Annotated in this window: 16 protein-coding genes; 6 read left to right on the top strand and 10 right to left on the bottom strand. The window is 59.5% G+C overall.

The window, feature by feature from the left end; genetic code table 11:
• Nucleotides 1-294 precede the first annotated feature (294 nt).
• Nucleotides 295-1,053 carry a glucose 1-dehydrogenase gene (locus F757_RS0127055; RefSeq protein ID WP_027214117.1) on the top strand — a complete coding sequence of 253 codons (759 nt, stop codon included), beginning with the start codon at nt 295-297 and terminating at the stop codon, nt 1,051-1,053.
• 142 nt (nt 1,054-1,195) lie between these two features.
• On the opposite strand, the gene F757_RS34195 is transcribed toward F757_RS0127055, so the two are convergent.
• Entirely contained in the window at nt 1,196-3,394 is a 2,199-nt protein-coding gene (locus F757_RS34195) for an AMP-binding protein (protein ID WP_051376879.1), read from the bottom strand.
• Between the two features lie 547 nt (nt 3,395-3,941).
• Between F757_RS34195 and ccrA the strand changes: the two genes are divergently transcribed.
• From ccrA to acpP, 4 genes are all read left to right on the top strand, one after another.
• Nucleotides 3,942-5,228, top strand: coding sequence for a crotonyl-CoA carboxylase/reductase (gene ccrA, locus F757_RS0127045; RefSeq protein ID WP_035467488.1), 1,287 nt, complete (start codon nt 3,942-3,944; stop codon nt 5,226-5,228).
• 134 nt (nt 5,229-5,362) lie between these two features.
• Nucleotides 5,363-9,268, top strand: coding sequence for a type I polyketide synthase (locus F757_RS0127040; protein ID WP_027214115.1), 3,906 nt, complete (start codon nt 5,363-5,365; stop codon nt 9,266-9,268).
• A gap of 65 nt (nt 9,269-9,333) precedes the next feature.
• On the top strand, nt 9,334-9,819 hold the full coding sequence (locus F757_RS0127035) for a MaoC family dehydratase (RefSeq protein ID WP_027214114.1): 486 nt from the start codon (nt 9,334-9,336) through the stop codon (nt 9,817-9,819).
• 64 nt (nt 9,820-9,883) lie between these two features.
• Nucleotides 9,884-10,129 (top strand): acyl carrier protein, encoded by a 246-nt coding sequence (gene acpP / locus F757_RS0127030; RefSeq protein WP_027214113.1) that lies wholly within the window; start codon nt 9,884-9,886, stop codon nt 10,127-10,129.
• Between the two features lie 264 nt (nt 10,130-10,393).
• Here the strand turns inward: acpP and F757_RS0127025 are convergent, their stop codons facing one another.
• The 4 genes from F757_RS0127025 to F757_RS34190 form a co-directional block, all read right to left on the bottom strand.
• On the bottom strand, nt 10,394-11,590 hold the full coding sequence (locus tag F757_RS0127025; protein ID WP_027214112.1) for a cytochrome P450: 1,197 nt from the start codon (nt 11,588-11,590) through the stop codon (nt 10,394-10,396).
• 282 nt (nt 11,591-11,872) lie between these two features.
• The gene (locus F757_RS0127020; protein WP_232221468.1) at nt 11,873-13,741 is read right to left on the bottom strand and encodes an acyl-CoA dehydrogenase family protein; all 1,869 of its coding nucleotides are present in this window, start codon (nt 13,739-13,741) and stop codon (nt 11,873-11,875) included.
• A gap of 188 nt (nt 13,742-13,929) precedes the next feature.
• On the bottom strand, nt 13,930-14,727 hold the full coding sequence (locus F757_RS0127015) for a response regulator transcription factor (protein WP_027214110.1): 798 nt from the start codon (nt 14,725-14,727) through the stop codon (nt 13,930-13,932).
• A gap of 277 nt (nt 14,728-15,004) precedes the next feature.
• Entirely contained in the window at nt 15,005-17,440 is a 2,436-nt protein-coding gene (locus F757_RS34190) for a CHASE2 domain-containing protein (RefSeq protein WP_084531051.1), read from the bottom strand.
• Nucleotides 17,441-18,107: 667 nt separating this feature from the next.
• On the opposite strand from F757_RS34190, the gene F757_RS34185 reads away from it, so the two are divergent.
• Entirely contained in the window at nt 18,108-18,878 is a 771-nt protein-coding gene (locus tag F757_RS34185) for an EAL domain-containing protein (protein ID WP_232221467.1), read from the top strand.
• A gap of 610 nt (nt 18,879-19,488) precedes the next feature.
• Here F757_RS34185 and F757_RS34180 read toward each other — a convergent pair.
• From F757_RS34180 to F757_RS0126980, 5 genes are read right to left on the bottom strand one after another with little or no spacing between them, the layout of a single operon-like run.
• Nucleotides 19,489-21,117 (bottom strand): carboxylesterase/lipase family protein, encoded by a 1,629-nt coding sequence (locus F757_RS34180; RefSeq protein ID WP_156923746.1) that lies wholly within the window; start codon nt 21,115-21,117, stop codon nt 19,489-19,491.
• A gap of 25 nt (nt 21,118-21,142) precedes the next feature.
• On the bottom strand, nt 21,143-22,279 hold the full coding sequence (locus F757_RS0126995) for a porin (protein ID WP_027214109.1): 1,137 nt from the start codon (nt 22,277-22,279) through the stop codon (nt 21,143-21,145).
• Between the two features lie 40 nt (nt 22,280-22,319).
• Nucleotides 22,320-23,243, bottom strand: a complete 924-nt coding sequence (locus tag F757_RS0126990) for a VOC family protein (RefSeq protein ID WP_027214108.1) — start codon at nt 23,241-23,243, stop codon at nt 22,320-22,322.
• A gap of 15 nt (nt 23,244-23,258) precedes the next feature.
• A complete protein-coding gene (locus F757_RS0126985) occupies nt 23,259-24,107 on the bottom strand; it encodes a fumarylacetoacetate hydrolase family protein (protein WP_027214107.1) in 849 nt (282 codons plus the stop codon).
• 38 nt (nt 24,108-24,145) lie between these two features.
• On the bottom strand, nt 24,146-25,486 hold the full coding sequence (locus F757_RS0126980; RefSeq protein ID WP_027214106.1) for an MFS transporter: 1,341 nt from the start codon (nt 25,484-25,486) through the stop codon (nt 24,146-24,148).
• Nucleotides 25,487-25,502 lie beyond the last annotated feature (16 nt).

Here is a 25,502-nt window from a genome sequence, read left to right as displayed (position 1 = left end):
GGAGATGGCTCAACCGCCCATGAAGTGAGTAGTTTCCACCATCCGTTAGGTGTGGCGTACTGTGGCCGCATTAGCGCTTAGACAGTGGCGGCCGCGCTTAGCATTGCGAGGAGCGTCGAGGAGAATATGAACTTTTGTGAACTGTGTCGCACGGGCCATCGTTGTCAATAGAATCTATCTGCGCGTCATCGTTTCACTGATTGTCGCGCCAGGTGATCATCAGCCAGATGCGCTGCCAGACATAAGGTTCAGCGTGCGACTCATACTAGTGAAGGCCAAAGTTAGGAGTGGATTGTGTCAAGACTGAAGGGGAAGGTTGCACTCGTGACTGGCGGAACATCGGGAATCGGTAAAGCAACTGCTTTATTGTTTGCAAAAGAAGGCGCCAAAGTCGTCATCGCGGCGCGGCGTGAAGACGAAGGGCGGCAAGTGGTCCGCGAGATCAACGACATCGATGGCGAAGCGATCTTCGTAAGAACAGACGTCACGAGCGCGCACGACTGCGCTAACGCAGTAGCGGAAGCAGTCGCATCTTTTGGCAAGCTCGACATTGCGTTCAACAACGCCGGCATCCAGATTACTGGAAAGCCTGTTGCAGAGACCGATGAACATGCGTGGGATCAGGTGATAGGGATCAACCTTAAAGGCACGTTCCTTTCGATGAAGTATGAGATTCCGGAGATACTCAAAGCAGGCGGCGGATCGATCATCAACATGTCATCGGCCTACGGTCTCGTCGGCTCGGCGTTTGGCGCCTGTTCATACCACGCATCGAAACATGCCGTTATCGGCATCACGAAAGCCGCGGCACTTGAATACGCGAGCCATAAAATCCGGGTCAATGCGATATGCCCGGCATTTGTCAAAACCGATCTGACTGCACAGTATCTCGACGACCCGGAACTTGCAAAGGTCGTCACATCTTTACTCCCCGTGGGGAGGCTCGGCACTCTTGAAGAGATGGCCGAGGCCGTCACTTTCCTCGCAAGCGATGCGTCGGCTTTCATCACTGGAACTACCCTTACCATTGACGGCGGAATGACCGCAGCCTAGAGCGGAAGGGACAAAAGAAATTGAGCCTTCGAATGCGATCCACCTTCCTTACGTGCGTACGCGGCCGAACAGGAAAGTATCAGCGGCTGGCAACATTTGCCCCACCGCTGATCCTCCTCGCCTGCGCGTAATGCCGTAGATCCTACCAGCCAGGTATCTCCTGATTCTCGTCTACGCCCTGCTGTTCAAGCTGCTCATGCGGGAGCGAGCTGGGGGTGAAGTACTTCGAGAACAGAAAGTCGGCAAGCATATCGGGCGTGGGGTAATCGTAGACGACGGTGTGATCGATTTCGACCTGCAACCGTTCTTGCAGGAAGTCGGCAAGTTCCACCACTCCTATGGAATCGACGCCAAGCTCCGCGAACGTTTGTCTGGGTTCGGACGGCACTTTCAGTTCGTTCGCGACAAGCCACGCTTCCAACAACGCGGCGATCGAATGGACTGACACCGGCACGACTTCCTCGACGACCGCCGGGGTCGCCGGGGTCGCCGGGGAAGCCGATGCCGGGGAAGAGACGCTGCGCGGAACAGAGGCACCAGCCTGCTCGGTTCGGTAGTCCGAACGCGTCACATCGGGGTGGACATTTTTGTCAGCGAGAGGGTTTGTGCGATTCGAACGACCTTGGACGATAAGATCCAGATCGCCGCGCGAGTAAAGGTCGCGGCACAGCACCCGCTGAATCTTGCCGCTCGATGTCTTTGGCACCACTTCTGGCTTAACCAGCACGACATCGGCGATTGCAAGGTCATGTTCGAGAAATACCGCTTCCGAAATGAGTGAAACCAATTCCTGGCGGTTGACCGTCGCGAGCATTGCCCGCTCCACTTCCTGCACGACAACAATGGATTCGCCCTCGCCCGTCTCGACAGCAAACGCCGCGCCGCCTGCAGGTCGCAAAGCATCATGCGCGCGCTGCACTGTCGCTTCGATGTCTTGCGGGTAGATCTTGCGACCTCTGACAATAATGACTTCCTTGATGCGCCCAGTCACGTAAAGCTGGCTGTCGTAGAGAATGCCAAGGTCTCCCGTGCGCAGGTAAGGTCCATCGCCGTCTGCGGTATGCGCGCGGAAGGTCCGCTCAGTTTCCTCATCGCGTCCCCAGTAACCGCTCGCAACACATGGACCGCTGACCCAGATTTCGCCGATCTCGTCCGCCGCGCATGAGTCGAAACTCTCTGGATTCACGATGCGAACTTTCTGAGGCGGCCGCACGAAACCAGAACTTACAATCTCGCGGCTTCGATTCGGATCGGTACTCAGCAGTAGTTTGCCTTGGTCGAGCGCATGTGAATCGACCGTCAACGTGACGGGACTGGCTTGCGGATCGCCGGCGGACACCACCAGGGTCGCCTCGGCGAGCCCGTAGGCGGTCTGCATGCTTTGCGCCTTGAAGCCGCTATCGCGATACGCTTCCTGGAACCGATGAATCGCCGTTGCCCGGATCGGTTCCGCGGCATTGAAGGCGACTTTCCAGCTCGACAGCTCGAACTCGCGCCGACGTGCGGCGGGGATACGCCGCACGCAGAGTTCGTAGGCGAAGTTTGGCGCCATGCTGACCGTGGCACGATACCGGTCGATTGTTTCGAGCCAGCGTGCAGGATTTTGCACGAACGACACTGGCGGCATTAGCACGCATTCGGCACCTGCCCAAAGCGTCTGCAAGATATTGCCGATCAGTCCGAGGTCGTGGTATGGCGGCAGCCATGTCACGACGCGCGCATCGAAATCAATGCCGGTAGCGGGGCCAGTTATCGCCGCGTTTGCAGCGAGGTTGCCGAACGTGATGACCGTGCCCTTCGGGTTGCCGGTCGACCCCGATGTGTATTGCAAGAACGCAGGGGTATCTTGTGACGGCCGGTCGCGCGACGCGACTGGCTTATCACGGCTGTCTTCGAGACAAAGAATATCAAGCGCGGACAGATCCGGAGCGGTGGAGAACCAGCCGCTCATTTTCGACGTGGATGCCTGCTCCGTCAGGATGCATGCGGCACCGGAATCGCGCACGATTGCAATCAGCCTGTCCCAACTGGTGCGGCCAGGCTTTGCAATGTTCGCAGGAATCGCCACGACGCCGGCGCGCAGGCAGCCGAGGAAGGCAACCACGAACGCGAGGCCCGGTTCGAACAGCATCAGCGCACGCGATCCACCGATTCGTCGCGCCGTGAGCGCGGCCGAGTACAGTTCGACCTTTCGGTGCAGCTCACCGTACGTAAGCCTGACAGTTTCGGCCCCGTCAGAACCGACGGCAATGTACGCCGTCCTGCCAGGATGTGCCTTTGCACGTTGCTCCAGCAGATCAGAGAAACAGCGATCTTGACTAACAAGCGGATCTTGCGACATGAAACACCCCTTTCAACTCGATCTGCATGATCATGGCGCGCACCACGGGCGCGGGTAATGTTCAGTATTCCTGTTCGTATGGACACTGGTTGCTGAGCGCAACGCCGGTCTGGAGAACGTCAGATCGCCAGAATGTAGCTGCCGCAACAGTCGAACGGCTGCCACCATCCCTGCGCAGACTCTCCGTGACGATGTCCACGCACTAACGTTTGTGCTGACGCTGAATGGTAAATCGAACAAACGGCTGATGACTCCGACAGTGAGATCATTTCCTTTTCTCTAGCCCTATCATCGCCATCAGCCAATGTTCGTAGCTAGCGAAGGCTCGCTCAAGCAGCCTTCACTAAGTCAACATCGTCACCATGCTCGCACGACCAAGCGATGCCGATTTTGAATTTTTGTGAACTTTTAAAGCGGTTCAAGATGTCACAAAAGTTGACTTTTGTTAGCCGCGTTACTCGTTCTATGCTGGCAACTCCTTGCTAGCGGCGTGCCTCGTCACCTCACTCGGCCCGTGCCGCTTTGCGACATGTAATCGGGAGCATGCATGACAGAACAGCTATTGGATCGGGAGACTGTTACCAGAAACGATGCGCCGCAAATCTTCGACGTCGGCGCGCGTATCCCTCTGGGCACGATTCCAAAAATGATGCACGCCTGGACGATCCGGCGCGACCGACATGGCGAACCCATGAACGCGTTCGTTCGTGAAATTGTCCCGGTCCCCGAGATCGGTGACGACGATGTTCTCGTGCTCGTCATGGCAGCAGGCGTTAACTACAACGGGGTTTGGGCTGCCATGGGCCAACCCTTCTCGGTGCTTGATCTGCATAAGGACCCCTACCATATCGCGGGCTCTGACGCGTCGGGCATAGTGTGGGCAGTGGGCCGGAACGTGCGACGCTGGAAAGTCGGGGACGAAGTCGTCGCGCACTGCTCTCAGGTGGATGGCGACGACGAGGAATGTAATGGCGGCGACCCGATGCTGTCGCCAACGCAGCGCATCTGGGGATACGAAACATCGCATGGATCCTTCGCACAGTTCGCGCGTGTCCAGGCGACTCAGCTCTTGCCGCGTCCAGAACATCTTACCTGGGCCGAGAGCGCCTGCTACACACTCACGCTTGCCACCGCTTACCGGATGCTATTCGGTCACCGTCCGCACGTGTTGGGGCCCGGCCAATCGGTCCTGATATGGGGCGCTGCGGGAGGCCTTGGCACCATGGCGATCCAGCTCGCCGCACTGGCCGGCGCAAAGCCAGTTGCGGTGGTCTCCGACGAATCGAGAGCGCAGTATGTCAGGAGCCTGGGCGCTTGCGGCGTAATCAATCGCTCGGAGTTCAAGTGCTGGGGTTCTCCACCCTCAATGACTTCGCCTGAGTACGCGGACTACATCGATGCGGTGCGCTCGTTCGGAAAGGCAGTCTGGAAAGCGTGTGGTGAGAAACGCGATGTGGACATGGTCTTCGAGCATCCAGGCCGTAATACCTTTCCCGTTTCGTGTTTTGTGGTCAAACGCGGAGGCATGGTGGTGTTTTGCGCCGCCACAAGCGGTTACGACCTGACGTGCGACGCCCGTTATGTATGGATGCGCCAGAAGCGCATTCAGGGCAGTCACTTCGCGAGTCTCAAGCAGGCGGCAGAAGCCAATCGACTTGTAATCAGCGGAAAGATCGACCCCTGCCTGTCGGAAGTGTTCACGTGGGACGAGCTTCCTCAAGCTCATCAAAAGATGAGGCTCAACGAACATGCGCCGGGCAACATGGCGGTTCTGGTCAATGCGCAAAGCAAGGAAACCGGACGGCAGATCACTCTGCCCCACGGCAAGCGCTGACCGGCGCATCCGCGAACCATCGGGTATCCGCAATAGCGGCGCCCGTCGCGCATTTGCATTGACTATCCATTTGCAGCGCTCGCGTGGTGAATGAGCGCGTGCTATTTCATCCATCTGATCCGTTCGGGGAAGGTATGCAAGCGGCTAAGCAGTCCGATTGGCGCATCGCGATTACCGGTACAGCATTTCGTTTTCCAGGCAACGCGGATTCGCCGGAGTCGTATTGGGACCTGCTCGATTCGGGTCGCTCGGCAATTCGCGATACGCCGCCAGAACGTTTTGACATCGCGCCTTTCTACAATTCAGACCCGGATGCGCCTGGCACGACCTACTCGCGCCAGGCCGGCTACGTGAATGGTGCTTTCGAATTCGATGCCGACTTCTTTCGCATTTCTCGCGCCGAGGCGCTGGAGATGGATCCTCAGCAACGATGGATGCTTGAACTGTGCTGGAGCGCGCTGGAGAACGCCGGGATCGTACCTTCGGAGATTCGCGGACAGAATGTCGGGCTGTTCCTGGCCAGCGGCGAGGTTGACTACGGGCGACGTACGGTCTGGTCTGGCGATTCGAGCAAGATCACGACCTACTCCGGGCTCGGTTCGAACAAGGCAATTCTCGCGGGTCGCATCGCCTACTTTCTCGGAGTTCACGGCCCGGCGATATTTGTCGATACGGCATGCTCGTCGTCGCTTACCGCGGTCCATCTCGCGGCACAAAGCCTGCATTCAGGTGATTGCGACATTACGATAGCCGGTGGCGTCAACCTGATCCTTGGGCCGGAAGGGACCATTACTGTCGCGCGGCTGCAAGCGATGTCGCGCTCCGAGACGTGCCGGCCGTTTGACGCCGGGGCAAACGGATACATGCGGGGCGAAGGCGGTGGCGTGATTGTGATGAAGCGACTCGAGGATGCGCTCAGCGACGGCGACCGGATCGATGCCATACTGGCCGGGTCTGCGATCAACAATGACGGACCGAGTAATGGCCTGACCGCACCAAACGGAGCCGCGCAGGAACGCGTAATCAGGTCGGCGCTGCAGCGGGCCAACGCCAGGCCCGAATCAATCGCCTATGTCGAGGCACATGGCACAGGCACGCCTTTGGGGGATCCGATCGAACTGACCGCGTTACGCAACGTCTATTCGAAGGACGTGCGAAGAACCAGGCCCTTACTGGTCGGATCGGTGAAAGCGCAGATCGGCCATCTGGAGTCGGCCGCCGGCATGGCGGGGCTCATCAAGGCGATACTGGTTTTGCGTCGCCGCCGCGTACCGGCACAGGCCAACTTCTCGGAACCCAACCCGCGCTTTCGTTGGGAGGGAAGCCAGATCAACGTGCCGCAAGCCAGTGAGACACTTCTGGGCGAAGAGCCACTGGTAGGCGTCAGTGGATTCGGTATCAGTGGCACCAATGTTCATTTGCTGCTTGCGCGACCACCTGTGCCGAATGCCATTGCGTACGCCTCCCGCGACCGGGTGCTGACGTTGTCCGCCCAATCGCATGACGGATGCGTACAGCTTGCCAAAGCCTATCGGCAACTGTTGAATGACGGCGGCGCAGCGGTGCGCGACATCTGCTATACGGCGAGCGTGCGGCGCGATCATTGGAATCACCGTGTCGCGCTGGTCGGCGCGATGCGCGGGGAGCTTGTGCAGGCACTCGATGACTTTATCAATGCCGAACCTACCGGTACATGGCATGCCGCCGAGGTCCCGAAAGGCCAGCGTCGCCGCCTGGTATTCCTGTTCCCCGGCCAGGGAGCGTGGAAACCCGGAATTGGTGCAGGACTCTACAAGGACAACCGCCTATTCAACCGGTTCGTCAACGAGTGCCTCAAACGCCTCGATCCGACACTCGCCACAGAAGTGTTATCAGCCATCAAGGGCGAGCATCCGGAGATAGTCAGGCACCGGCACGGTCAGCTCGCCCACTTCGTGTTCCTGTATTCGCTTGCGAAAGTATGGATGGAGCTGGGACAGCGCCCGGACGTTGTAATCGGCCATTCACTCGGCGAACACGTTGCAGCGGTGATCGCGGGCGTGATGTCGGTCGAAGATGGTCTGAAGGCTGTCGAGGCGAGAGGCCGGCTGTTCGACACCCAGACTCCTCCTGGCGCGATGCTGGCAACGGCTGCGAGCGTGAAAGAACTGCACGGCCTGTTCGAGTTCGGCTCGGACCTGTTCATTGCCGGCATCAATGGCCCGGAACAGACAGTGCTGAGTGGAACCGCCGAGGCCGTCGCCAAAGCCGAGGCGAAGATGATGGCTATGGGCCGGCGAGTATCGCGGCTGAACACCTATAACACGCCCGGCCATACGCCGCTCCTTTCTTCAATGAGAACCGGGTTCGCTGCGGCTTTGTCCGGGTTGCATTTCGAGCCGCCGACGATTCAGCTTATCTCGACGCTGACCGGAAAGACAGCGGCCGACGATATTGCCAGCGTCGAACATTGGCTAGACCTCGTCGAGCGACCCGTTGTTTTCGCGGATGCCCTGAATCAGCTCGCGGACCAGGATTGCATTTTTCTCGAGGTGGGACCAGGCGCCGCGCTTTCGAACCTGGCCCGCGCCGCCACGAAGAAATGGGACCAGGCCATTTCGTCTTTGGCTGATTCGCCTGACGCAGACGAAAGCCCGGAACCCACCGGCTTTGCTCATGCGTGCGCAAAGCTCTACAGCATCGGGTTCATGCACAACTGGGCAGCACTCTATGGCGATCCTCCTCAGCCAGCACAGGTGCCGACTTATCCGTTTGAGAGAACGCATCTGGAGCTCCCTTTCGTGGCAGAAAACGCGAATTTCACCGAGGCGCGGACATCGGACGGGCGCAGTCCGCCTGCTGCACATCCACAGTCGAACGATGTCATTGCCAAGGGGCCTGCGACATCCGCGACAACCGATGAAGCGCACGCACGCTGGCGCGCTTCGAATGCGCATGCGATCGACGTGATCCGCCAGATCGCCAACTCCATAGCAACGGGCCCCTTGGTGTTCGATGACAATGAGTCCCTCGTTGCACTGGGCTTCGACTCACTCGCGCTAACCGAACTGCGGGCGCGGTTGCAGCGAACGTTTGGCCGGGCTCTGCCTGTGTCATTGCTTACAAGGGGCGTTTCCATCGCCGGGCTTGCTACGTTCTTCGGCGGCAAAGCAAAGGCTGCGTCGACGGACTTTCCTCAAGCGGCGCCGAACACGGCGACCCTGACCGCCCACGGCTGTGACGGCGATCTCGACGGTCAGTCAATTGCAGTCATGCTGCGCAAAGGAACTGGAGAAATCATCGCACTGGTTCATCCGGTGGGCGGGGATGTGTTCTGCTACCAGGAACTAACGGCCGCGTGGCCAGGCGATCCGACTGTAGTCGGCTTGAGGCATCCCGAGTCGGACCTCCCTCACCTGAGAACACATCGGACGTTGGCAGAGCTCGCAAGCCTGTATTGCAGCGAACTTGAGCGTGTGCTCGGAAGGCTCCCAGACCGGCTCGGAGGCTGGTCATTCGGTGGCCTTGTCGCGCACGAGATGGCGGCTCACTGGGAGCAGGCGGGGCGAGTTTCTCCGCCCCTCCTGATGATCGACAGTCCGCTACCCACGGGCGAGTTTTCACTGAAAATGAAGAACGTCGTAGGCATCCGGGGTGGAGCGCCGACGCCCGGGGCTATCGACTCGCTGCACCTCGATGCGCGCTTTCTCGATCTGCTGAACAAGGACCTTGGCTTGGACTGTCTGCGCGAACGCATGGATCCCGCCGACTTTGCGCGCCTCACGCGCCTTTACGCGTCGAACGTCGTCGCACTAATTGCGCATTGCCCTTCAACGATCGAAGCGCCGATTAGTTACGCGCTAGCGGCGAGAGGCAGCAACGGTCGGACACGCAATGAGCTAATTCCCCATCTGCGGCGACTGACCCGTGGCTCCGTAAGCGTAGGCGTATTCAACGACGACCACAATTCGATTGTGCAGCCAGCTTCTGCATACCGGGTGGCGGAATTCTTTAGCGACGCGAACGTCAACGAAGCAACCGCCGCCGCGAACGGACGATAGATCGCGCAACGCGATGACGCTGCGCGTGCGCCAAAGCGAAACAGCAAAAAACCGCGGAGAGGACATTGAACGCTATCGGTGGCTACGATATTGAAGACTTGATGGTGGGCATGAGCTCGCGTTTTACAAAAACGCTCTCCGAGCAGGAAGTCCTCCTGTTCGCCGGTGCAAGTGGCGACACGAACCCTGTTCACCTGAACGAAGAGTATGCCAAGCAGACGCCGTTTGGCGGACGTATTGCGCACGGTATGTTATCCGCTGCGGTGATATCGGCCGCAATCGCCGGGCGCTTGCCGGGTCCCGGGTCGATCTATGTCTCGCAGAGACTCAATTTTAGAAGGCCTGTGCGGCTTGGGGAAACGGTGTGCGCGAACATCACCGTCAAGGAGGTACTGGCCCGACAAAGGCGAGTCGTGCTCGAAACGGTCTGTGAAGTGAATGGCCGAGTAGTGGTGGACGGAGACGCAGTGGTTCTGGTGACATCGTTAGCGCAGCGCTCAGGTGCAAGGCCGGCTGTGTCCGGAGAGGAGCCGCGCCGCAGCCAGGCGTGAAGTTCGATGGCTTCTCCTGCGTCACGTCAGCGGTGCGACTGAGAATCTGTCTGTGAGGAGCGTTATGGAACAGTTGGCGCAGCATGTGCAGGATGTCGTCGCAAAGCAGCTCGGTGTGTCCACTGCCCAGATGAAAAGCAGTGCGTCCTTCGTCGCCGACCTCAGTGCGGATTCGCTCGACACGGTGGAGTTCGTCATGGCGCTAGAGGACGAATTCCGCGGCGAAATCCCAGACGAAGAAGCCGGGAAAATCACGACGGTGCAACAGGCAATCGACTATATCGCCGCGCGTGGTGCGGTTCAAGGTTGAAGCTCTGCGCAGGCACACAAGCGTAGATGATCATAGCGGATCTTGATGAGTACAGGTGAGCGGATATGCGCCGTGGTCGAGTGGTGGTCATGACATGGCTTGAAGTTACCGCCCGCCTACATTGCATCCGGTACGGCTTGCGCCTGATGGGACATGGCGATGCTGACATAATGAGGAAAGTAGTCGACGCTCGCAGTTTGTGCACAGCAGGCGCGAATGAAGACAGACAGCTCAGTCCCATCAGAGACCGCCCATCGTTGTGCATCACCACACTGCAGTCAGCATGTCGACGCCGCGAAGGTTGCCTCGACGGTTCCAGTTTAAAGTCTCAAGATTGGTTAATTTCAATGCAGGCAAGCGTTCGAGCAAGACGCGCAATGCCGTCTCGAGTTCCAGCAACGCCAGCCGCTGGCCGAGGCAGTGATGAATGCCCGCACCGAATGTCAATACCCGGCCCTCGTCGCGATTGATGTTAAGTCGATCCGGTTCCGTGAACTTACCCGGGTCGCGATTTGCAGATCCTAGTAGTAGAAATAATGCAGTGCCACGCGGGACAGGAATGCCGGCCACCTCGATATCAGTCAGTGTGGCGCGCAGCGTCAATTGTACAGATCCATCATACCGAAGACACTCTACAACCGCTCTGGGAATACGGTCAGGTTCGCTTTTCAGCATTTCCAGCTGATCGGGGTGGCGGTGCAGCGCAATCAGCATATTGCCGATCATATTGGTTGTTGTTTCGTGACCGGCGAGGAAAAGTAGTATCACGTTCGACACGATCTCCTCGGAAGTCAACGTTTCTCCACCCTCCTCTACCGAGATAAGCAGCGAAATGAGATCAGTACCCGGATTATCGCGCCGTGCGCTCACCATGCCGCCGAAAAACTCTTGAAGCGAAGCGAACGCCTCACTCGCAGCGTCCAGGTCTTTGGCGTCCATTGGAGCCAGATCGAATACCTTCGCTATTTTATTGGCTGCCCCTCCAAGTGAACGAGCAAGCTGCACGGGTACATCAAGCATTCGGCAGATGATCTCAACCGGCAAAGGAAAGGCGAATTCAGCAGTAAGGTCGGCATGGCGCCGGCTCTCGAACGCATCCACAAGGCGATGCGCTGTCGCTGAAGCGATGTCTCTGAAACGTTCGATTTGCCGGGCGTTGAATGTTTTCATCATCAAGCCCCGCAGCCGGGTATGTACCGGAGGGTTGAGCAACAGGAACATCTTGTTGAAGCCATGCATTAGGGGCGACTTCGCCACCTCTTCGCCATAGCGAACACGAACACTTTCAATGAAATCCATGCCGGTTCGGCGATCATGCATGAGTGTTTCAACAACATCATAATGCCCCGACATCAATGCATTCGGCGCTACCCGCACGAGCGGACCTTTTGATCGCAACGTCCCATAGGTGGGATAGGGATCTTCGAAGAAGGCTTGACCAGTGAAAGCGCTGAATTCCATGATTGCCACACCTGAGTCGTTAGATTGGAAAAGGTCGACCCGCACGACCCATATGCAGGGGTCAGCGTTCACGCATGCTCAAGAGACGACGCTTTTGTTAAAGATAACTTGCCAGTTGGCAGACGCGAGTCGCGCGGCTCACGGGCCATTTGCGTTCTCTCTCACCGCTTGGCCTCGAACATTCAGGCTCATAGCGAGCAGATTAAGCGCGACGATCCCTGCTGCAAGTGCACAGACGATCGTCACCGTTTAATCAAGTTGGATTGTTGGGCGCAGCGCTGCCTACAGATTGGCAATCGGTAGCCCGCCGGCATACGCGCTGACGTAGTCTTCTTGTGCCATTGGCACAGGGACCATGTCCGTGGTCAATTCGAACGCGTCCAACAACTTGTCGAGATGCGTGATGATCACGTCGTAGGCGCTGAAAGCCATCCGGTCACGCGCTGCATAAGGCAGTGAGCTACCGAAATGATTGATCGCATAAATTTTTGCGAGTGCGAGCAACGCTTCACCTTCGGCTCCGTCAGCGTCGTGCGAAAGCAAGCCGTCGAGGGCCAGGCGGGCACCATGCACTCGGGCCAGGTCAAGCAGGGCAGGAAGACGAGGCTCCCACGTGGTGGAAAAGTCTGCATCCCCGAGCTGTGCAGGGGTAAGCCCGGCTGTAACGCGCTCGTATTGTCGACGCTCTTCAAAACGGGCAAGGCGCTGTATCGCGTTGACGCTATCAATTACATCAGGGATAGCCGCGTCATCCGGAAAGTCGAGTGGGGCTGACGCAAGTTGACGTCCAATCTCAATGAGTATCAGTTGATTATCGCCGCCGGCCCATGTGTATGCATCCGTGAGATCCTGGTAGCTACCGTACCGATTCACACCGAGGCAACCGTGACTACCGCTTGCATTGCGGCAATGACGAACCACATCACCCGCGCCCGACACGCAGATCGCCTTGGTAAGTGCTGCCAGGCGATTCACAGCCGCCCACGGCACGGTGGCAATTTCGTCCGCCGTGCGCTCCACGCTCTGTTGCACAACGAGTTTGCGTGCGAAGCTGCTGACGACATACGCCTCAGCCAGGGCAGTCAGAAGCAGACCTTGCTGATTGCGGAACTCTATGAGCGTTCTATCGGTTCCAAGCCGCGCGTGAGTCTTCCGGTGAGAAGCATACCGGAGGGCCGTCCACACGCAGGCCCTCGCGGCCGACGCCGCCGCAACGGACGTAGCAGTTGAGGCGTTCGTGCTGATCGCTAACGACCTTACCAGGCGCGCGTCGGATCCTTTGAGCGGATCGTCGAATTTACCCTCCCGATCCAGAGTCGCGCTGTCCTGGAGCCAGTGTGTACGTGGCACCCGAACACCGTCGAACGACATGACGCTGTAGTCGAGATCTAGCGTCGTTGGGCCGGGAAGCGCTTTGATGTGAATGCCGTCAAATACGCGCTCGCGGTCGCGGATGGGCACAACAAATGGAAACAGCCCATGCTTTTGTCCACCGGCCCAAAGCTGTGCGTAGACTATCGCAGTCTTTGCAGAACCATCGAGCGAGATGTTGCCCATGAACTTACAGGCCCCTCTATGTGGCGTTGTGATCACAAAATCGTCGTTCAATGGATCGTATTCCGCGCGTGTCTCTACGCTCATATGACTGCACGCCACGCCGATTTCGGTTATCAGGATGGTCGCAACGGAGTCGAGTCGATCAAGCTCATCGATGACAATGTCGAGCGCTGGGGAGGGTCGCCCAAGCATCTTGACCGACGTCAGACTGACGCCGTAATGCGATTGCGCCGCGCTAAAGAGTGATGGATTGACCGTTGCCGCGAACGACAGCATGCTGAAGAAACGCTCCCTGTCGTCTAGCAGGGCTGAACCAGACCCCGCCCAGTCGTTGATGGCTTTAAGCTGCGCGTATGTACGGCGATGCTGCGCGATGCGATCTGGATCGTCGAAGCGAGGATGAAAAGGTGGGCGATTCAGCAGCGCACCGAGTTCTGCGTGAACGCCTTTGTTGTTGCCGTGTATCAGCGTGCGTAGCATGTCGAATCCTTTGGTCGATTGGGATGCTGCCTGGTTGTCGAGTTCGAGGGCGTCGATCGGGGCAGCCCGGTTCAGGCGATCGCCGCAATCTGTCATAAGCCGGGCATTCGACATCGGCATCCAGAAAGCTACGATCGAACCGTCTTGAGGCGAAGCTGATCAGCGGTTTCCAGCACGTTCCCGCCAGGCCCAACGCACGCCATATTGGCACGAATGGGAAGTGAAGAATCTGAACTTTTTTGAACTACAAAGGACCTGCGAGGAAGTAACAGACGCCGACTCTGCCGCTACTTGAGCACGCGTCATCCCGCTTGTAACAATGCACCGGCAAAATCACTGCTTGCCACGGATTGGTCGGTAAGGCTGCATTGTCCGAAGGCAGCAAGCTCGCTCTCAACCGCCGGCAAAGACGAAACCGGGGGCACAAATTCCAGGCGATACCCGAGCGTATAAATCGACGACAATCGAAGTCCGTTTTCCGGGCATAGCTTGAGTTTTTGCCGGATTCTGTAGATGTGCGTGTCCAACGAACGCGATTGAACGCTAAGTTCCCTTTTCCACGCGGTCATAGCCAGCAAGTCTCTGGAAATGATCTTGCCGAGGTTGGCAAACAACGTCTCCACTAGTTGGAACTCTTTTGTTGTCAATTCAATTTTGGCGCTTCGCAGCGTAATGCTACGTGCAACTGGATCGAGAACATAACTACCGACGCACATGCGTTCTCCCGGTCCCCCGGTTCGTGCCACACGCCGTAGTAACGCGTTCACCCGCGCGGCGAGTTCCTCCGTACGGAACGGTTTGACAAGGTAGTCATCAGCGCCCGCCTCGAGCGCCCGCACAACGTCCATCTCAGCCACGCGGCTTGTCAAAAAGAGTACTCCGTAACTCGATGTGCGGCTACCGATCCAGCGCAGAACATCAATGCCGCTTAATTTAGGAAGATGCCAATCAAGCACAACAGCGTCAAAATGCTGGGACTGCAGTAAGTGAATGGCCCTCTCTCCATCATCAGCGATCACAACGGTATGGCTGAGCGAACTCAACGCGACCAAGACGAGTTCAGCCTGAACAGAATCGTCCTCCACAACAAGAATGCGCATATGTGCTCCGAGCGACATGGCCTACTTTTTCTCAAGATTGAATAGAGTCGGCGCCTTCCCCGATCGCGTAACTTTTGCTGATATGACGCTGTCGACACCGGAAGCCATACTAGAATAGAAACAAAAAATATGTTTGAACTTTTTGCGAACCCCACCGCCGCCGCATAGACGGCCCGATGCAATCGGCATCGTTTATCTGAGCGGGCGTGCAACGCGGTATGCCCATGCAATTAGCCAGATGAAGACGCTCGACGAGGTGTGCAACGTACAGCACCAGTCAGTGACCGCCCCCGCTTTCCACTTTCGGTAAAAACACTATGAAGGTTGTCCCTTGTCCTATTGCCGAATTCACTTCGATTTTGCCTCCCAGTGAATCAATTACCGTTTTCACAAAGGCAAGCCCTAAGCCGTGTCCAGCTCTTGGGTCGCCCTCGTCCAGCCTGCTGAATTCGCTAAAGAGGTTTTGACTCTTGTGCGCCGGTATGCCAATGCCGCGGTCGGTTACCGATATTTGCAAATGCCGATCGGTCTGCGCCAGTCGCACATCGACCGTGGAGAATTTCGGGCTAAATTTTATGGCGTTTCCAATCAGATTCGAAAACGCACGGCGCAAAAGCTGTACGTCGGCAATGACACTTGTTCCGGGTTCTGCTGCCAGGTTAACGGCCATGGACCTGGACGACGCTTGTGGCCAAAGGTCGTCGACCGCATCCCCGAGCACCAGCGCAGGGTCGATGCGCGTCAGCTTGAGCGGCAGGCTCTCCGCCCGTGCAAGAAAGAGGAAATCGTCCGCGAGGCCCAGCGCAGTGGTTGCGTATTGACCTACCAAAGTCGCGAACTGTCGCGTGGTGAAACGCGGCGGCTCTTGCTGCATCTGCTCAACCAGCGCGAGAATAGCCGCCTGAGGCGCGCGCATGTCATGCGATACGAAGCGAAGCGCGGTATCGCGCTGGCGCTCAGCTTTGCGCACGGACGACAGATCTGCCAGATGAAAGATCAATGCAGCCTGAAGTTGGGCAGACGGCTTGATATGGGCGCACTTGATCAGCAAGGACCGTCCGCCACGCGCACTTGTTACTTCGAATCCTTGCGAGAACCTCGCTTCGTCGGATGCGGGGAGATCGTGCCCGGATGTCCACAACGCGAACAGCTCAAGTGCCTGAGACGCAAACTCTATCGCCCTATGGGATGCTGTGATTTCAAAAAGCACGTCTGAGACATGGCGGCCCTCTACCGATTCCCAGTCAAAACGTTTCAGTTGGGAGTCCTCACACAATGTTTTGACTCGCTCGTTCGAAAGAATTATATAACCGTCCCCATCTGTGACGAGCGTCGCTTCCGGGAGGCTATCAACCCATTTCGAAACGAAGATACGCTGCCGGTGTGCGCGTTCAAAGAGCGACCCTGCCACAGTCAATTGGCGCTGGATGAAGTCCCCAAAGACTTCATCCGGTGTGTGCCGATCCGCCAGCGATGGTTCCCATGCTGCCTTGCCAGCTTCCACGCACAAAAACCGCAAAAGTGCCTCTTGTCGCCGCCAGGACCATAACGGGTACGCCAGCAGGCAGGTCAGCAGGCCTGCATAGGGCGACAGGTAGATGTGCCAGAAAGTCAAAAGGACGATTGAAGCAGCTATGACCGATACGGCCAGAAGAACAGTAATGGCGAAGCCGCCACGGGGACCACGCACGTAAACTGCCAGACATACGAGTAGTACAAAAGCCTCACTGAACACCACCTGCCACCACGGCTCAGCCATGCAGATGAGCGAAGATGTCATCAACGCATTAACAGCCTCAGCGATGAACTCGACTCCAGCTATTGCGGGATTCCGAACCGCCGGTGTCGCCAGATGTGCCGCGAGAGCCTCGGCCGTTACGCCGACGAGTACGATGCGGCCCTCGAGAGCCTTCTCCGGCACCTGCCCACGGAGAACATCGACGTACGAATATTTTTCGTATGTGGGCACATTGTCGAGCGGCAGGTAGGCGTTGAATCTATTAGACCGACTGGTCGCGGAGGCGGCCCTATACAGTGCAGACGAAGGCCCGGTGAACCCTGCCAGCGCAGCCACAAGCGCGGACATATGCCAACGCGGGCACACGCCTTGCCCGAACAATGGGAAGCTTCGTACAAGGCCATCGAGGTCGCGATCAACTTCCGTTTGGCCCGCCGCATTACCGGCCAACGTTCCCCTGGTGGCGAAACTTCCCTTGTGATCATCGCAGTATTCCGCGGGTAGCAACTTCGTCACTATCTTTCCGTTCCGTCTCATCGCATTGCCGAGCGCTACACTGCCGGCAGAGTCGCCAGCGGCTCGAGGCATAAAGTCGAAGCCCACTGCGGACACCCTGCTGTCCGTCAATCGATCGATCAGATCCGCTTGTGTCGCCGCGCTTAATGGCCATTGACCTATGGCGTCGATTGTCCGTTCATCGACTGCGACTACAACGATCTTCTTTGCCAGGACACGGTGGGCAAATTTAGATTCAACGTCGAACAACTGCAGATCCAGGCGGTGAAAAAAAGGGGTTACACAAACCCCAAGGCATAGCGATAGAAGCACAATAAGAAAACACAACCAGTGTCCAATCCACTCCGGACGTCTTCTCAAGCATAAATTCGCTACAAATCGATAAATACGTCTTCCAGCGTGGCTAAACCGGCAAGCAATCTTGACCAGGCAACTTGCGTTCTCGCGCCCTTGATTCATTGTCGTTTGTTGCTTCCATTATTTTCAATCGCTTGATATTTTTTGCCATTAAAATTCAATGGATTTTACGTCGCTTTTTCCCGCGCCGCCTGTGTCGCGCCAGAGACAAAAAACCGCAATTGAATAGATACACAACGGTGATCTCGTTTCTGAAAATTGCCCAAAACGTTCTCCGGAAAAATCGTTCTCCCGCATCCCGATGCCGTGATGGTCCGGAATATGCGCGGCGGATACTACTTTACCGCGAGATGATTGTACGGAGGGTCTAGGACTGCACGCGTACGGCAAATGTCAACAATTGTGACGAATGCCGACGGATCCGCAACCAAGCCGCCCTCGTTTGCGAACGGATGCACCGTTGGCGCAATACGTGGGACGTCCGGCTCGTCCCCTCGACACGCCAGAACCGGCCTGCACCAGGATAGTTCACCTAACGGCAAAGCGCGACGTTTTGGTCTCGTTAAATAATAAGCGGTGATTCAGTTAAATAGTTTTTTAAACTTGACTTACTATCAGGACTCCCTTATAAGACCAGATTACCTGGCTCGGGGAGATTAATCACAGGTTCGTGAAGTGCAAGGAGCATTGCACTAGCGCGCGACTATAGCCGCTCCCTCAGTATCGGCCAACAATGTAAAAATCAATGCTACCAGTTTAGATAATGCACATGCCTGCTTGTTCTGTTTTTAAAGACGTGGAGCGCGGACTAGCGCAAGACGAATTCTTTTTCGTTCTTCAACCGAAGGTCAATTTGCAGAACAACAGGCTCTGCGGTTTCGAATGTTTGATCAGGTGGCAACATCCACGGGGCGACGTGCTCGAGCCTATGCATTTCGTGAGCGTGATGGAAGATTCGCATCTTGCAGGTCGTTTCACAGACAGGCTTCTAGTCCGGGCGTCGCAGACACTTGCACAATGGAGAGCGGCAGGCCACAACACGCTCGGTCTTTCCATAAACCTGTCCGCCGTCGAACTAGGTCAAAAAGATCTGCCAGGCAAAATCGAGGCGATGCTTACGTCACTTCGCGTGTGCCCGGCAAACTTCGAGATAGAACTTACCGACGTAGTTCATCCCGGTCAACTAGACTGGCTTGTCGATGCAATCCAGGCCGTGCGAAGTACAGGCGCGCGCGTAGCTCTCGATGGCTGTGGGGCCGGTTTCAATTCATTTACTCTCCTCCAGCAGTTGCCGGTGGACATAGTGAAATTTGACCGATCGCTCATGGAGCATGTCCTCGTCAACGACGAATCGCGAAGAATGATTGAGTCTCTCGTGCGGTTGGCACAGAATCATGGGAAACGCGTAGTGCTGACGGGTCTCGAAACTGTGGAGCAGTATCGCTGGGCCCAAACTCTGCCTGACATCGACGGACAGGGGTTTTTTATTGGCGAGCCGTCGCTTGAAGCGAACGTTGAAACTTTCTCCCTTCGCGTTTAAGAAAGTGACGCAGGTCCACGGGCCTCTAACACCGGTCGTGATCCGCTACTTGCGCCCCTTGCTATTCAGTCGCCCTCTTAGAACTTCCCTCCGCCAGTTCGCGGTTTTTTCGGGAAGACGACCGGCATCCAGCGCGTAATGCCAGGCACCGCCAGGCTCCATGCGAAGGCGAGCCGCGGGCATCGGCGTCGATCGACATGATTCGAGCAGATCGAAAGCCTGGCCGTGCGTGATGGTAGCCGCTCGCTTCCCCGCGGCTTCCAACATTGAGCGTCTTGAAGATCGTCGTGAGATGTGTCCTGACCGTGGCCTCGGCCACGTCCAGCTCGAGCACATCGATCTGCCGCGGCGTAAGATGCGCCTGCGCATCAATATCGGCGTTTGGGGCGCTTGTGCGCTCGTGTGCGTCGGCGGCCGGCTGCGGACTCGCATAGAAGAACAAGCGCGGCACGTAGACCCCGCCCGCCTGAAAAGCGCGTCCGCCCAATCCGGCTTCTCGACGCACCCGGCGATGCCAGCGGCGATCAGCTCGCCGACGTCCTGCCGCCGGTTGAACGCCCCCGAACGGAACCGGACCGTGCTGTTGGCCCGATGCCGCGCTCTACCACGCTCAAGGCGCACTAACTGCGATCACCCCATCGACCCTGAAACTGTCGAGAAACCGATATCGCGCCGTCCCCTCCTCGGCACCCGCCTGCATGACGGCGCCGAGGCGCATCGTCTGGCTTCCCGAGCCCGCATAGCGCGGCCACTGAGGCAGGCCGGACGCGTTTGGATCGCCGGTGCGGGCGAAGTTCGTCCAGTAGGACTGCATCGCGTCGGACACGGTGAGATCCTGACTGCCTGGACCCACGCCGTTCGCGGGCGCTAGGTTGCCGAAGACATAGGGCACCTCCGTCGCGTGAGTCGCGACGGGGTTGTACGCCGAGGCCTGCTCGAAGTGGTAGACATACACGGGCGAACGCCCTGTGCGCAATTGCTGCGTGGCCCAGCCCCACGTCTGATACTTGATCACCTGATCGCCGATCAGCGCCAGCGCGGACTTCGCCGCCTGCTCGGGCGAGCCCGCCGGATACGCCTGCAGGAAGGCCGGAAGGTTCGCCGCGCCGAACTCGCGGGCGGCGGCATCGGTGAACGCCTGTACCGTCTGATGCGGCAACGCGCGGTTGGCGAATGCAGCTGCTTCGTCGCTGTTCCAGCCGACGAGAATCGGCACGTCGTTCTGCCGCCCGTTCATGAAACGCACGTAAGGATTTTCAGGCAGCACATAACCGTCGACGAGCGGCGAGAAGTTCGTCAGGCCAGGATCGGTCGCGAAGGTCCAGTTCGTCGCGCTCTGCAACTGCTGCGCGGGTATCGCGCGCAACTGATCGAGCGTGGTCGCGCCGAGCCGATTGCCGAGCGCGATGCCCATTGCTTGCGCATCCGCATAGGGCTTCATCTCGCCGTGCTCGCTTTCCCAGAACGCACCGCTCTCGCCGATCGCCTTATGAAAGAGACCCGACGCCAGTGGCGACGCCATCAGCAGACCGATTGCATGGGCGCCCGCCGATTCGCCGAATACAGTCACGTTGCCGGGGTCGCCGCCGAACGCCGCGATGTTCGTCTTCACCCATCTCAACGCCGCGATCTGATCCTCGATGCCGTACATGCCCGACTTATGGCCGCCCGATTCGGCGTCGAGATCGGGACGGGACAGATGTCCGAGCACGCCCAGTCGATAGTTGATCGTGACGACGACCACGCCCTTCTTCGCGAGCGAGGTGCCGTCGAGCGAATCGCTGGAACCCGTGCCGAACTGGAAGCCTCCGCCGTGGATATAGACCATGACGGGAAGCTTCGCGCCGCGCGTCTTCGCGCTGCTCCAGACGTTCAGGAACAGACAGTCCTCGCTGACGCCATCGGTCGCAATCGCGCCGCCGAAGGGGGCTGCGGCCCAGCATTTCGCGCCGAACTTCGTGGCGTCGCGCATATCGCTCCACGCAGGCGCGGGCCGCGGCTCCTTCCAGCGCAGATTTCCGACGGGCGCGGCCGCGTATGGTATGCCCCTGAAGCTCACGACGCCCGATGCATCGGCGGCATTCCCGCTCAGCTTGCCCGACGCGATGGTCACGTGATTGTCGAGGGTTTGCGTCGCAGGATCGGGCGCGTCGTCGTTGCCGCCACATGCGCTCACGATGCCCGCCACGGCGAGCAGCGCCGCCCGGCTTCGCATCCAACGATCCGAGGTTCGATTCATACTGTCTCCTGTGTCGTGGTAGCCGTCAGAACGAATGCCGTATGCCGGCCATCACGCCGAGCTGACTCACGCCCGCGTTCGGCGTCGTGCCCGGGCCGCCCTGGCTCAGCGTGTAGCGCGCCTTCGCGCTATTGAACACGTAGCCGCTCTGCAGATACACCGCCGTGCGCTTGGAGAGCAGATAGGTGCCGCGCAGTGCGGTGAGCGTCGCGCGCGTGTCCTGATGCGTGTCGATCGTGCGATAGACGCCGCCATCGAGCACCACGGTCGGCGTCACATAGTACGTGCCTGTGAGATAGAAGATGTCGGTACGCACATCGGCGAGCGCCGGCGACAGGGTTTCCACGCGCCGTCCGAGCCAGCCGCCGCCCACCTTCAGCTGGCCGACCTTGAAATAGCCGTTGATTTGCGTGCGGGCGTCCTTGTCGCGGCTGTTGGTCAGGGGAATCGGCGTCGTGCCGTTGAAAATGTTGGCCGCCGCGCCCGGACCGCCGCGCTGCTCGTCGTACGATGCCGCGACGCCGAATGCGCTCGCGTCATAGCGCAGGAGCACCGACCACTGTCGGCATGCGTTGAAGTCGCCGGGAATCGCGCCGGCGCAGGTGCCCTGTCCGGGCGAGTTGCCGGTGCCGGCGGAATCGCGGCCGAACGCATACGTTCCGCCGATCGTGACGCCGCTGAAGGTGCCCTTGTACGCGACTGTGTTGTCGCTGCGCGCATTGGGAATGTACGAATCGATCGAGCCGACGCCGCCGTAGATATCCGGCCCGAGCTGATCGGCATCGACGATGGCCCAGTAGCTCATCGTGTACTGGCGCCCGAAGCTCAGCGTGCCGAAGCGGCTCGACACGCCAACCCACGCCTGACGGCCGAAGAGCCGCCCGCCCTGATTCATGTCGCCGGAGCGCACGTTGAAGCCGTTCTCCAGTGTGAAGATCGCCACGTACCCGCCGCCGAGATCCTCGGTGCCGCGCAGTCCCCAGCGGGACGGCACCGAACCGGTGATGCCCGGCATGCGCACGACCTTGTTGTCGGTGGGTCCGGCATGCGTGACGAGCTCGATGCCGGTGTCGAGAATCCCGTAGAGCGTGACGCTGCTCTGCGCGTGCGCGCCGCAGCTGAGCGCGAGCGCGCCCGCCGCCGCCATCATCTTTTGCTTCATGTCTCCGTCCTGTTTTCGTTTTGTCGTGATGCGAGAGGCTTCACGCCTCGGTGTTGCGTATGAAGTTGTCGGGCACGGGCGGTCCCCACAGGTAAAGCGAATCCTCCGGCGCGAAATCGCCGGCCGCCCACGTGTGTCCCGCCGAGATGAAGTCGATGTCTGCCGAGTACTCGCAGAACGAGCCCCAGGGATCTTCGACGTAGTGGAAGTAGTTCGAGCCGAGCACATGGCGTCCCGTGCCCCAGCCTTTCGCGAAGCCGGCGGCGGCCATCTGCGCGGCCCCTTCGCCGACGCGGTTCACGTCGTCCACGTCCCACGCCGCGTGATGCCAGCCGCGCGCGCTGCTCTTCGCGAACGCGACGAGGTGATGATCGCTGCCGTGCGGCGCATGCGTGAACGCGATGATGTCGAGCGATCTGTCGGAAAGACGCAGGCCCAGCGCTGCGCTGTAGAAGTCGAGCGCGCGCGGCACGTCGGGCGAGAACAGCAGTACGTGCGAGAGCCGGTTCGGACGGACCTGCTTCACGGCGGATCGCGCGCAGTTGCCGCGCCGGTCCGCCGGCGTTCCTTCGATCCCGTGCGGCGTCTTTGATGATGGGCTGGTCTTCGGTCCCGCCTTTACCTGAATCAGATTGCCGTCGGGATCGTGGAACCAGAAGCCGATGCCGTCTCCCGCGACGAACCCTGCCCCAGCCGCACGCGTCTGAGCGCGCAGCGTGTCGAGATCATAGTCGAAGCAGTTGAAGCTCAGGTACGCGAGCGACTTGCCCGCCGCGGGAAGAATGCGCGCCCAGCGCCGGCCATCCGCGGCGCGCAGTTCGAGCTCGCCCGCGTCCCCACGCGCGACATCGAGCCCGAACGCGGTGTAGAAACGCTCCGCATCGGCGATCGAGGGAACGTTGAGCGCGAAGTGATCGATCGAATGCACACTCGCATGCGGCGGTGACGGTCTCGGTTCTGCCATGTCGGCCTCCATGTCTCAGCGCGGCTGCTCGTCCGCGATGACGTTGCGCAGCGTGCCCATGCGCTCGACGCTCACTTCGCAAACGTCGCCCGCCTTCATCAGGAGCCTGGGCGTGCGCGCCCAGCCGATACCCGACGGCGTGCCTGACACGATCACGTCGCCCGGCTCGAGCGTGATCGCCTCGCTGATGATGCTGATGAGCGAGGCCACGTCGAAGACCATCTCGTCGGTGTTCGCGGACTGCACCACCTTGCCGTTCACGCGCGTTTCCAGCAGCAATCCCTTGATGCCCTCAGGAAGCTCGTCGGGCGTGATGAGATCCGGACCGAACGCGCCGGTCGCGTCGAAATTCTTGCCGACGGTCCATTGCGGCGTCTTGAACTGATACTCGCGCACCGAGCCGTCGTTGAAGAGCGCATAGCCCGCGACGCAATCGAGCGCATCGTCCTTCGCGATATGACGGCCGCCTTTGCCGAGCACGACCGCGATCTCGCCTTCGAAGTCGAGCCCTTCTGAGTCGGCGACGGCCGGCCGGATCATCGGCTGATCGTGCGCGACGAGGCTCGTGTTCACGCGCAGGAAGAGCGTCGGGTACGCCGGCTGCTCGTAGTTGCTTTCCTTCGTGTGATCGGCGAAGTTGAGGCCCACGCACAGGATCTTCGGCGGACGCTGCAGCGGCGGCAGCAGTTGCAGGCCCGCCATCGGCAGCTTCTCTTCGGTGGCGTTCGCACGCGCCCATTCGACCAGATCGACGCCGCGCGCCAGCACGGATTCCAGCGGCTCGCTGCCGAGCACGCGCACGTCGTCGCCATCGCGCACGCCGAGCGTGGCGCGTCCATCGTTCATGAAATTCACCAGCCGCATGTCTTGATCCTTTTTTGCAGAGAAACTGAGTTGTGCAGTCACGCCTGCGAGGCGTTCCTCACGCGATACATCCAGCCATTCACGAGCATCGCCAGTCCGGCGATGACGACCGGCGCGGCGAACACCGCGAACGCCGTCGTCAGCGAGTGAAACGCAACGAGCAGCACGCCGCCCGTCATCGAGCCGATGATCGAGCCGATGCGCCCGACGCCGAGCGCCCAGCTCACGCCGGTCGCGCGCGCCGAGGTCGTATAGAAACCGGCGACCAGCACGTTCGCCCCGGTCTGTGCGCCCGAGAGCCCGAAGCCGGCCATGAACACGGTGATGTAGACGAGCAGCGGATCGCCGATCGCGAAGCCGATCAGCGCAATCGCGAACGCCGCGATCGCATACGAGCCGGTCAGCACGAAGAACGGATTCATGCGGTCCATGAGCCGTGCGTTGACGAGCGAGCCGACCGTGCCGCCGAGCGGCAGCATCGCGCCGACGCGCGCCGCGTGGGATGCGTCGATGCCCGCGCTCGTGATGACCGTCGGCAGCCAGCTGCTCACCTGGTAGTAGACCCAGAGCGTGCAGAAGAACGCGAGCCACAGCAGCAGCGTGCCCGCGCGATACTGCGCGGAGAACAGCACGCCGACCGCGCTTTCTTGCCGGTCTCCGCGCTTCGCGTCTTCGGGCGCGACGGCTTCGAAGGGCGTGTCGGCGTCGCCGGTCAGGCGCTCCATCACGCGGCGCGCTTCCTTCGCATAGCGCGGCTTGCCCGCCATGAAACGGATCGACTCGGGCAGCCACAACCAGATGACAGGCGCGAGCAGCAGCGGGAACACGCCGCCGAATACGAACACGCCTTGCCATCCGAAGCCCGGCAGGAGCAGCGACGCGACCGCGCCGCCGCCCGCGAGACCGAGCGTGAAGCCGCAGAACATCAGCGTGACGAGCATCGCGCGGCCGCGCGGCGGGCTGAACTCGGACGAGAGCGTGATCGAGTTGGGCATCGCGCCGCCGAGTCCCGCGCCGGTCAGAAAGCGCAGCGCGACGAGCCATCCCGCCGACGGCGCATAGGCGCATGCGAGGCTGCCGATGCCGAACAGGACCAGCGAGATCGTGATGACGCGCTTGCGCCCGATCCGGTCCGCGAGCGGCCCGAAAAGAAAGCTGCCGACCGTGAGACCGAACAGGCCCGCGCCGAAGATCGGACCGAGCTGCGCCGGCGTGAGCGACCATTCGGACTTCAGCAGCGGCGCGACATAGCCGACCGACGCGACATCGAAGCCATCGGCCGCGACGACGAGAAAGCAGAGTAAGAGCGTGAGCACCTGTAGCGGCGACGCCTTCGAGGCGTCGGCGATACTTCGGGGTGCAACGGATTGCGCTTGCATATTGTCGTCTCCAGTG

This window comes from Burkholderia sp. WSM2232 (assembly GCF_000472545.1).
Taxonomy (GTDB): Bacteria; Pseudomonadota; Gammaproteobacteria; order Burkholderiales; family Burkholderiaceae; genus Paraburkholderia.
Note: the sequence above shows the minus strand (reverse complement) of the source record. Positions and strands in the feature narration are given on the sequence as shown.

What these genes read in the sequence shown, in the direction of transcription:
- F757_RS34195 (WP_051376879.1), bottom strand. Translation starts at nt 3,394, where the DNA reads ATGTCGCAAGATCCGCTTGTTAGTCAAGATCGCTGTTTCTCTGATCTG.
- ccrA (WP_035467488.1), top strand. Translation starts at nt 3,942, where the DNA reads ATGACAGAACAGCTATTGGATCGGGAGACTGTTACCAGAAACGATGCG.
- F757_RS0127040 (WP_027214115.1), top strand. Translation starts at nt 5,363, where the DNA reads ATGCAAGCGGCTAAGCAGTCCGATTGGCGCATCGCGATTACCGGTACA.
- acpP (WP_027214113.1), top strand. Translation starts at nt 9,884, where the DNA reads ATGGAACAGTTGGCGCAGCATGTGCAGGATGTCGTCGCAAAGCAGCTC.
- F757_RS0127025 (WP_027214112.1), bottom strand. Translation starts at nt 11,590, where the DNA reads ATGGAATTCAGCGCTTTCACTGGTCAAGCCTTCTTCGAAGATCCCTAT.
- F757_RS0127020 (WP_232221468.1), bottom strand. Translation starts at nt 13,741, where the DNA reads ATGTCGAATGCCCGGCTTATGACAGATTGCGGCGATCGCCTGAACCGG.
- F757_RS0127015 (WP_027214110.1), bottom strand. Translation starts at nt 14,727, where the DNA reads ATGCGCATTCTTGTTGTGGAGGACGATTCTGTTCAGGCTGAACTCGTC.
- F757_RS34190 (WP_084531051.1), bottom strand. Translation starts at nt 17,440, where the DNA reads ATGAATCAAGGGCGCGAGAACGCAAGTTGCCTGGTCAAGATTGCTTGC.
- F757_RS34185 (WP_232221467.1), top strand. Translation starts at nt 18,108, where the DNA reads ATGCCTGCTTGTTCTGTTTTTAAAGACGTGGAGCGCGGACTAGCGCAA.
- F757_RS34180 (WP_156923746.1), bottom strand. Translation starts at nt 21,117, where the DNA reads ATGAATCGAACCTCGGATCGTTGGATGCGAAGCCGGGCGGCGCTGCTC.
- F757_RS0126995 (WP_027214109.1), bottom strand. Translation starts at nt 22,279, where the DNA reads ATGAAGCAAAAGATGATGGCGGCGGCGGGCGCGCTCGCGCTCAGCTGC.
- F757_RS0126990 (WP_027214108.1), bottom strand. Translation starts at nt 23,243, where the DNA reads ATGGCAGAACCGAGACCGTCACCGCCGCATGCGAGTGTGCATTCGATC.
- F757_RS0126985 (WP_027214107.1), bottom strand. Translation starts at nt 24,107, where the DNA reads ATGCGGCTGGTGAATTTCATGAACGATGGACGCGCCACGCTCGGCGTG.
- F757_RS0126980 (WP_027214106.1), bottom strand. Translation starts at nt 25,486, where the DNA reads ATGCAAGCGCAATCCGTTGCACCCCGAAGTATCGCCGACGCCTCGAAG.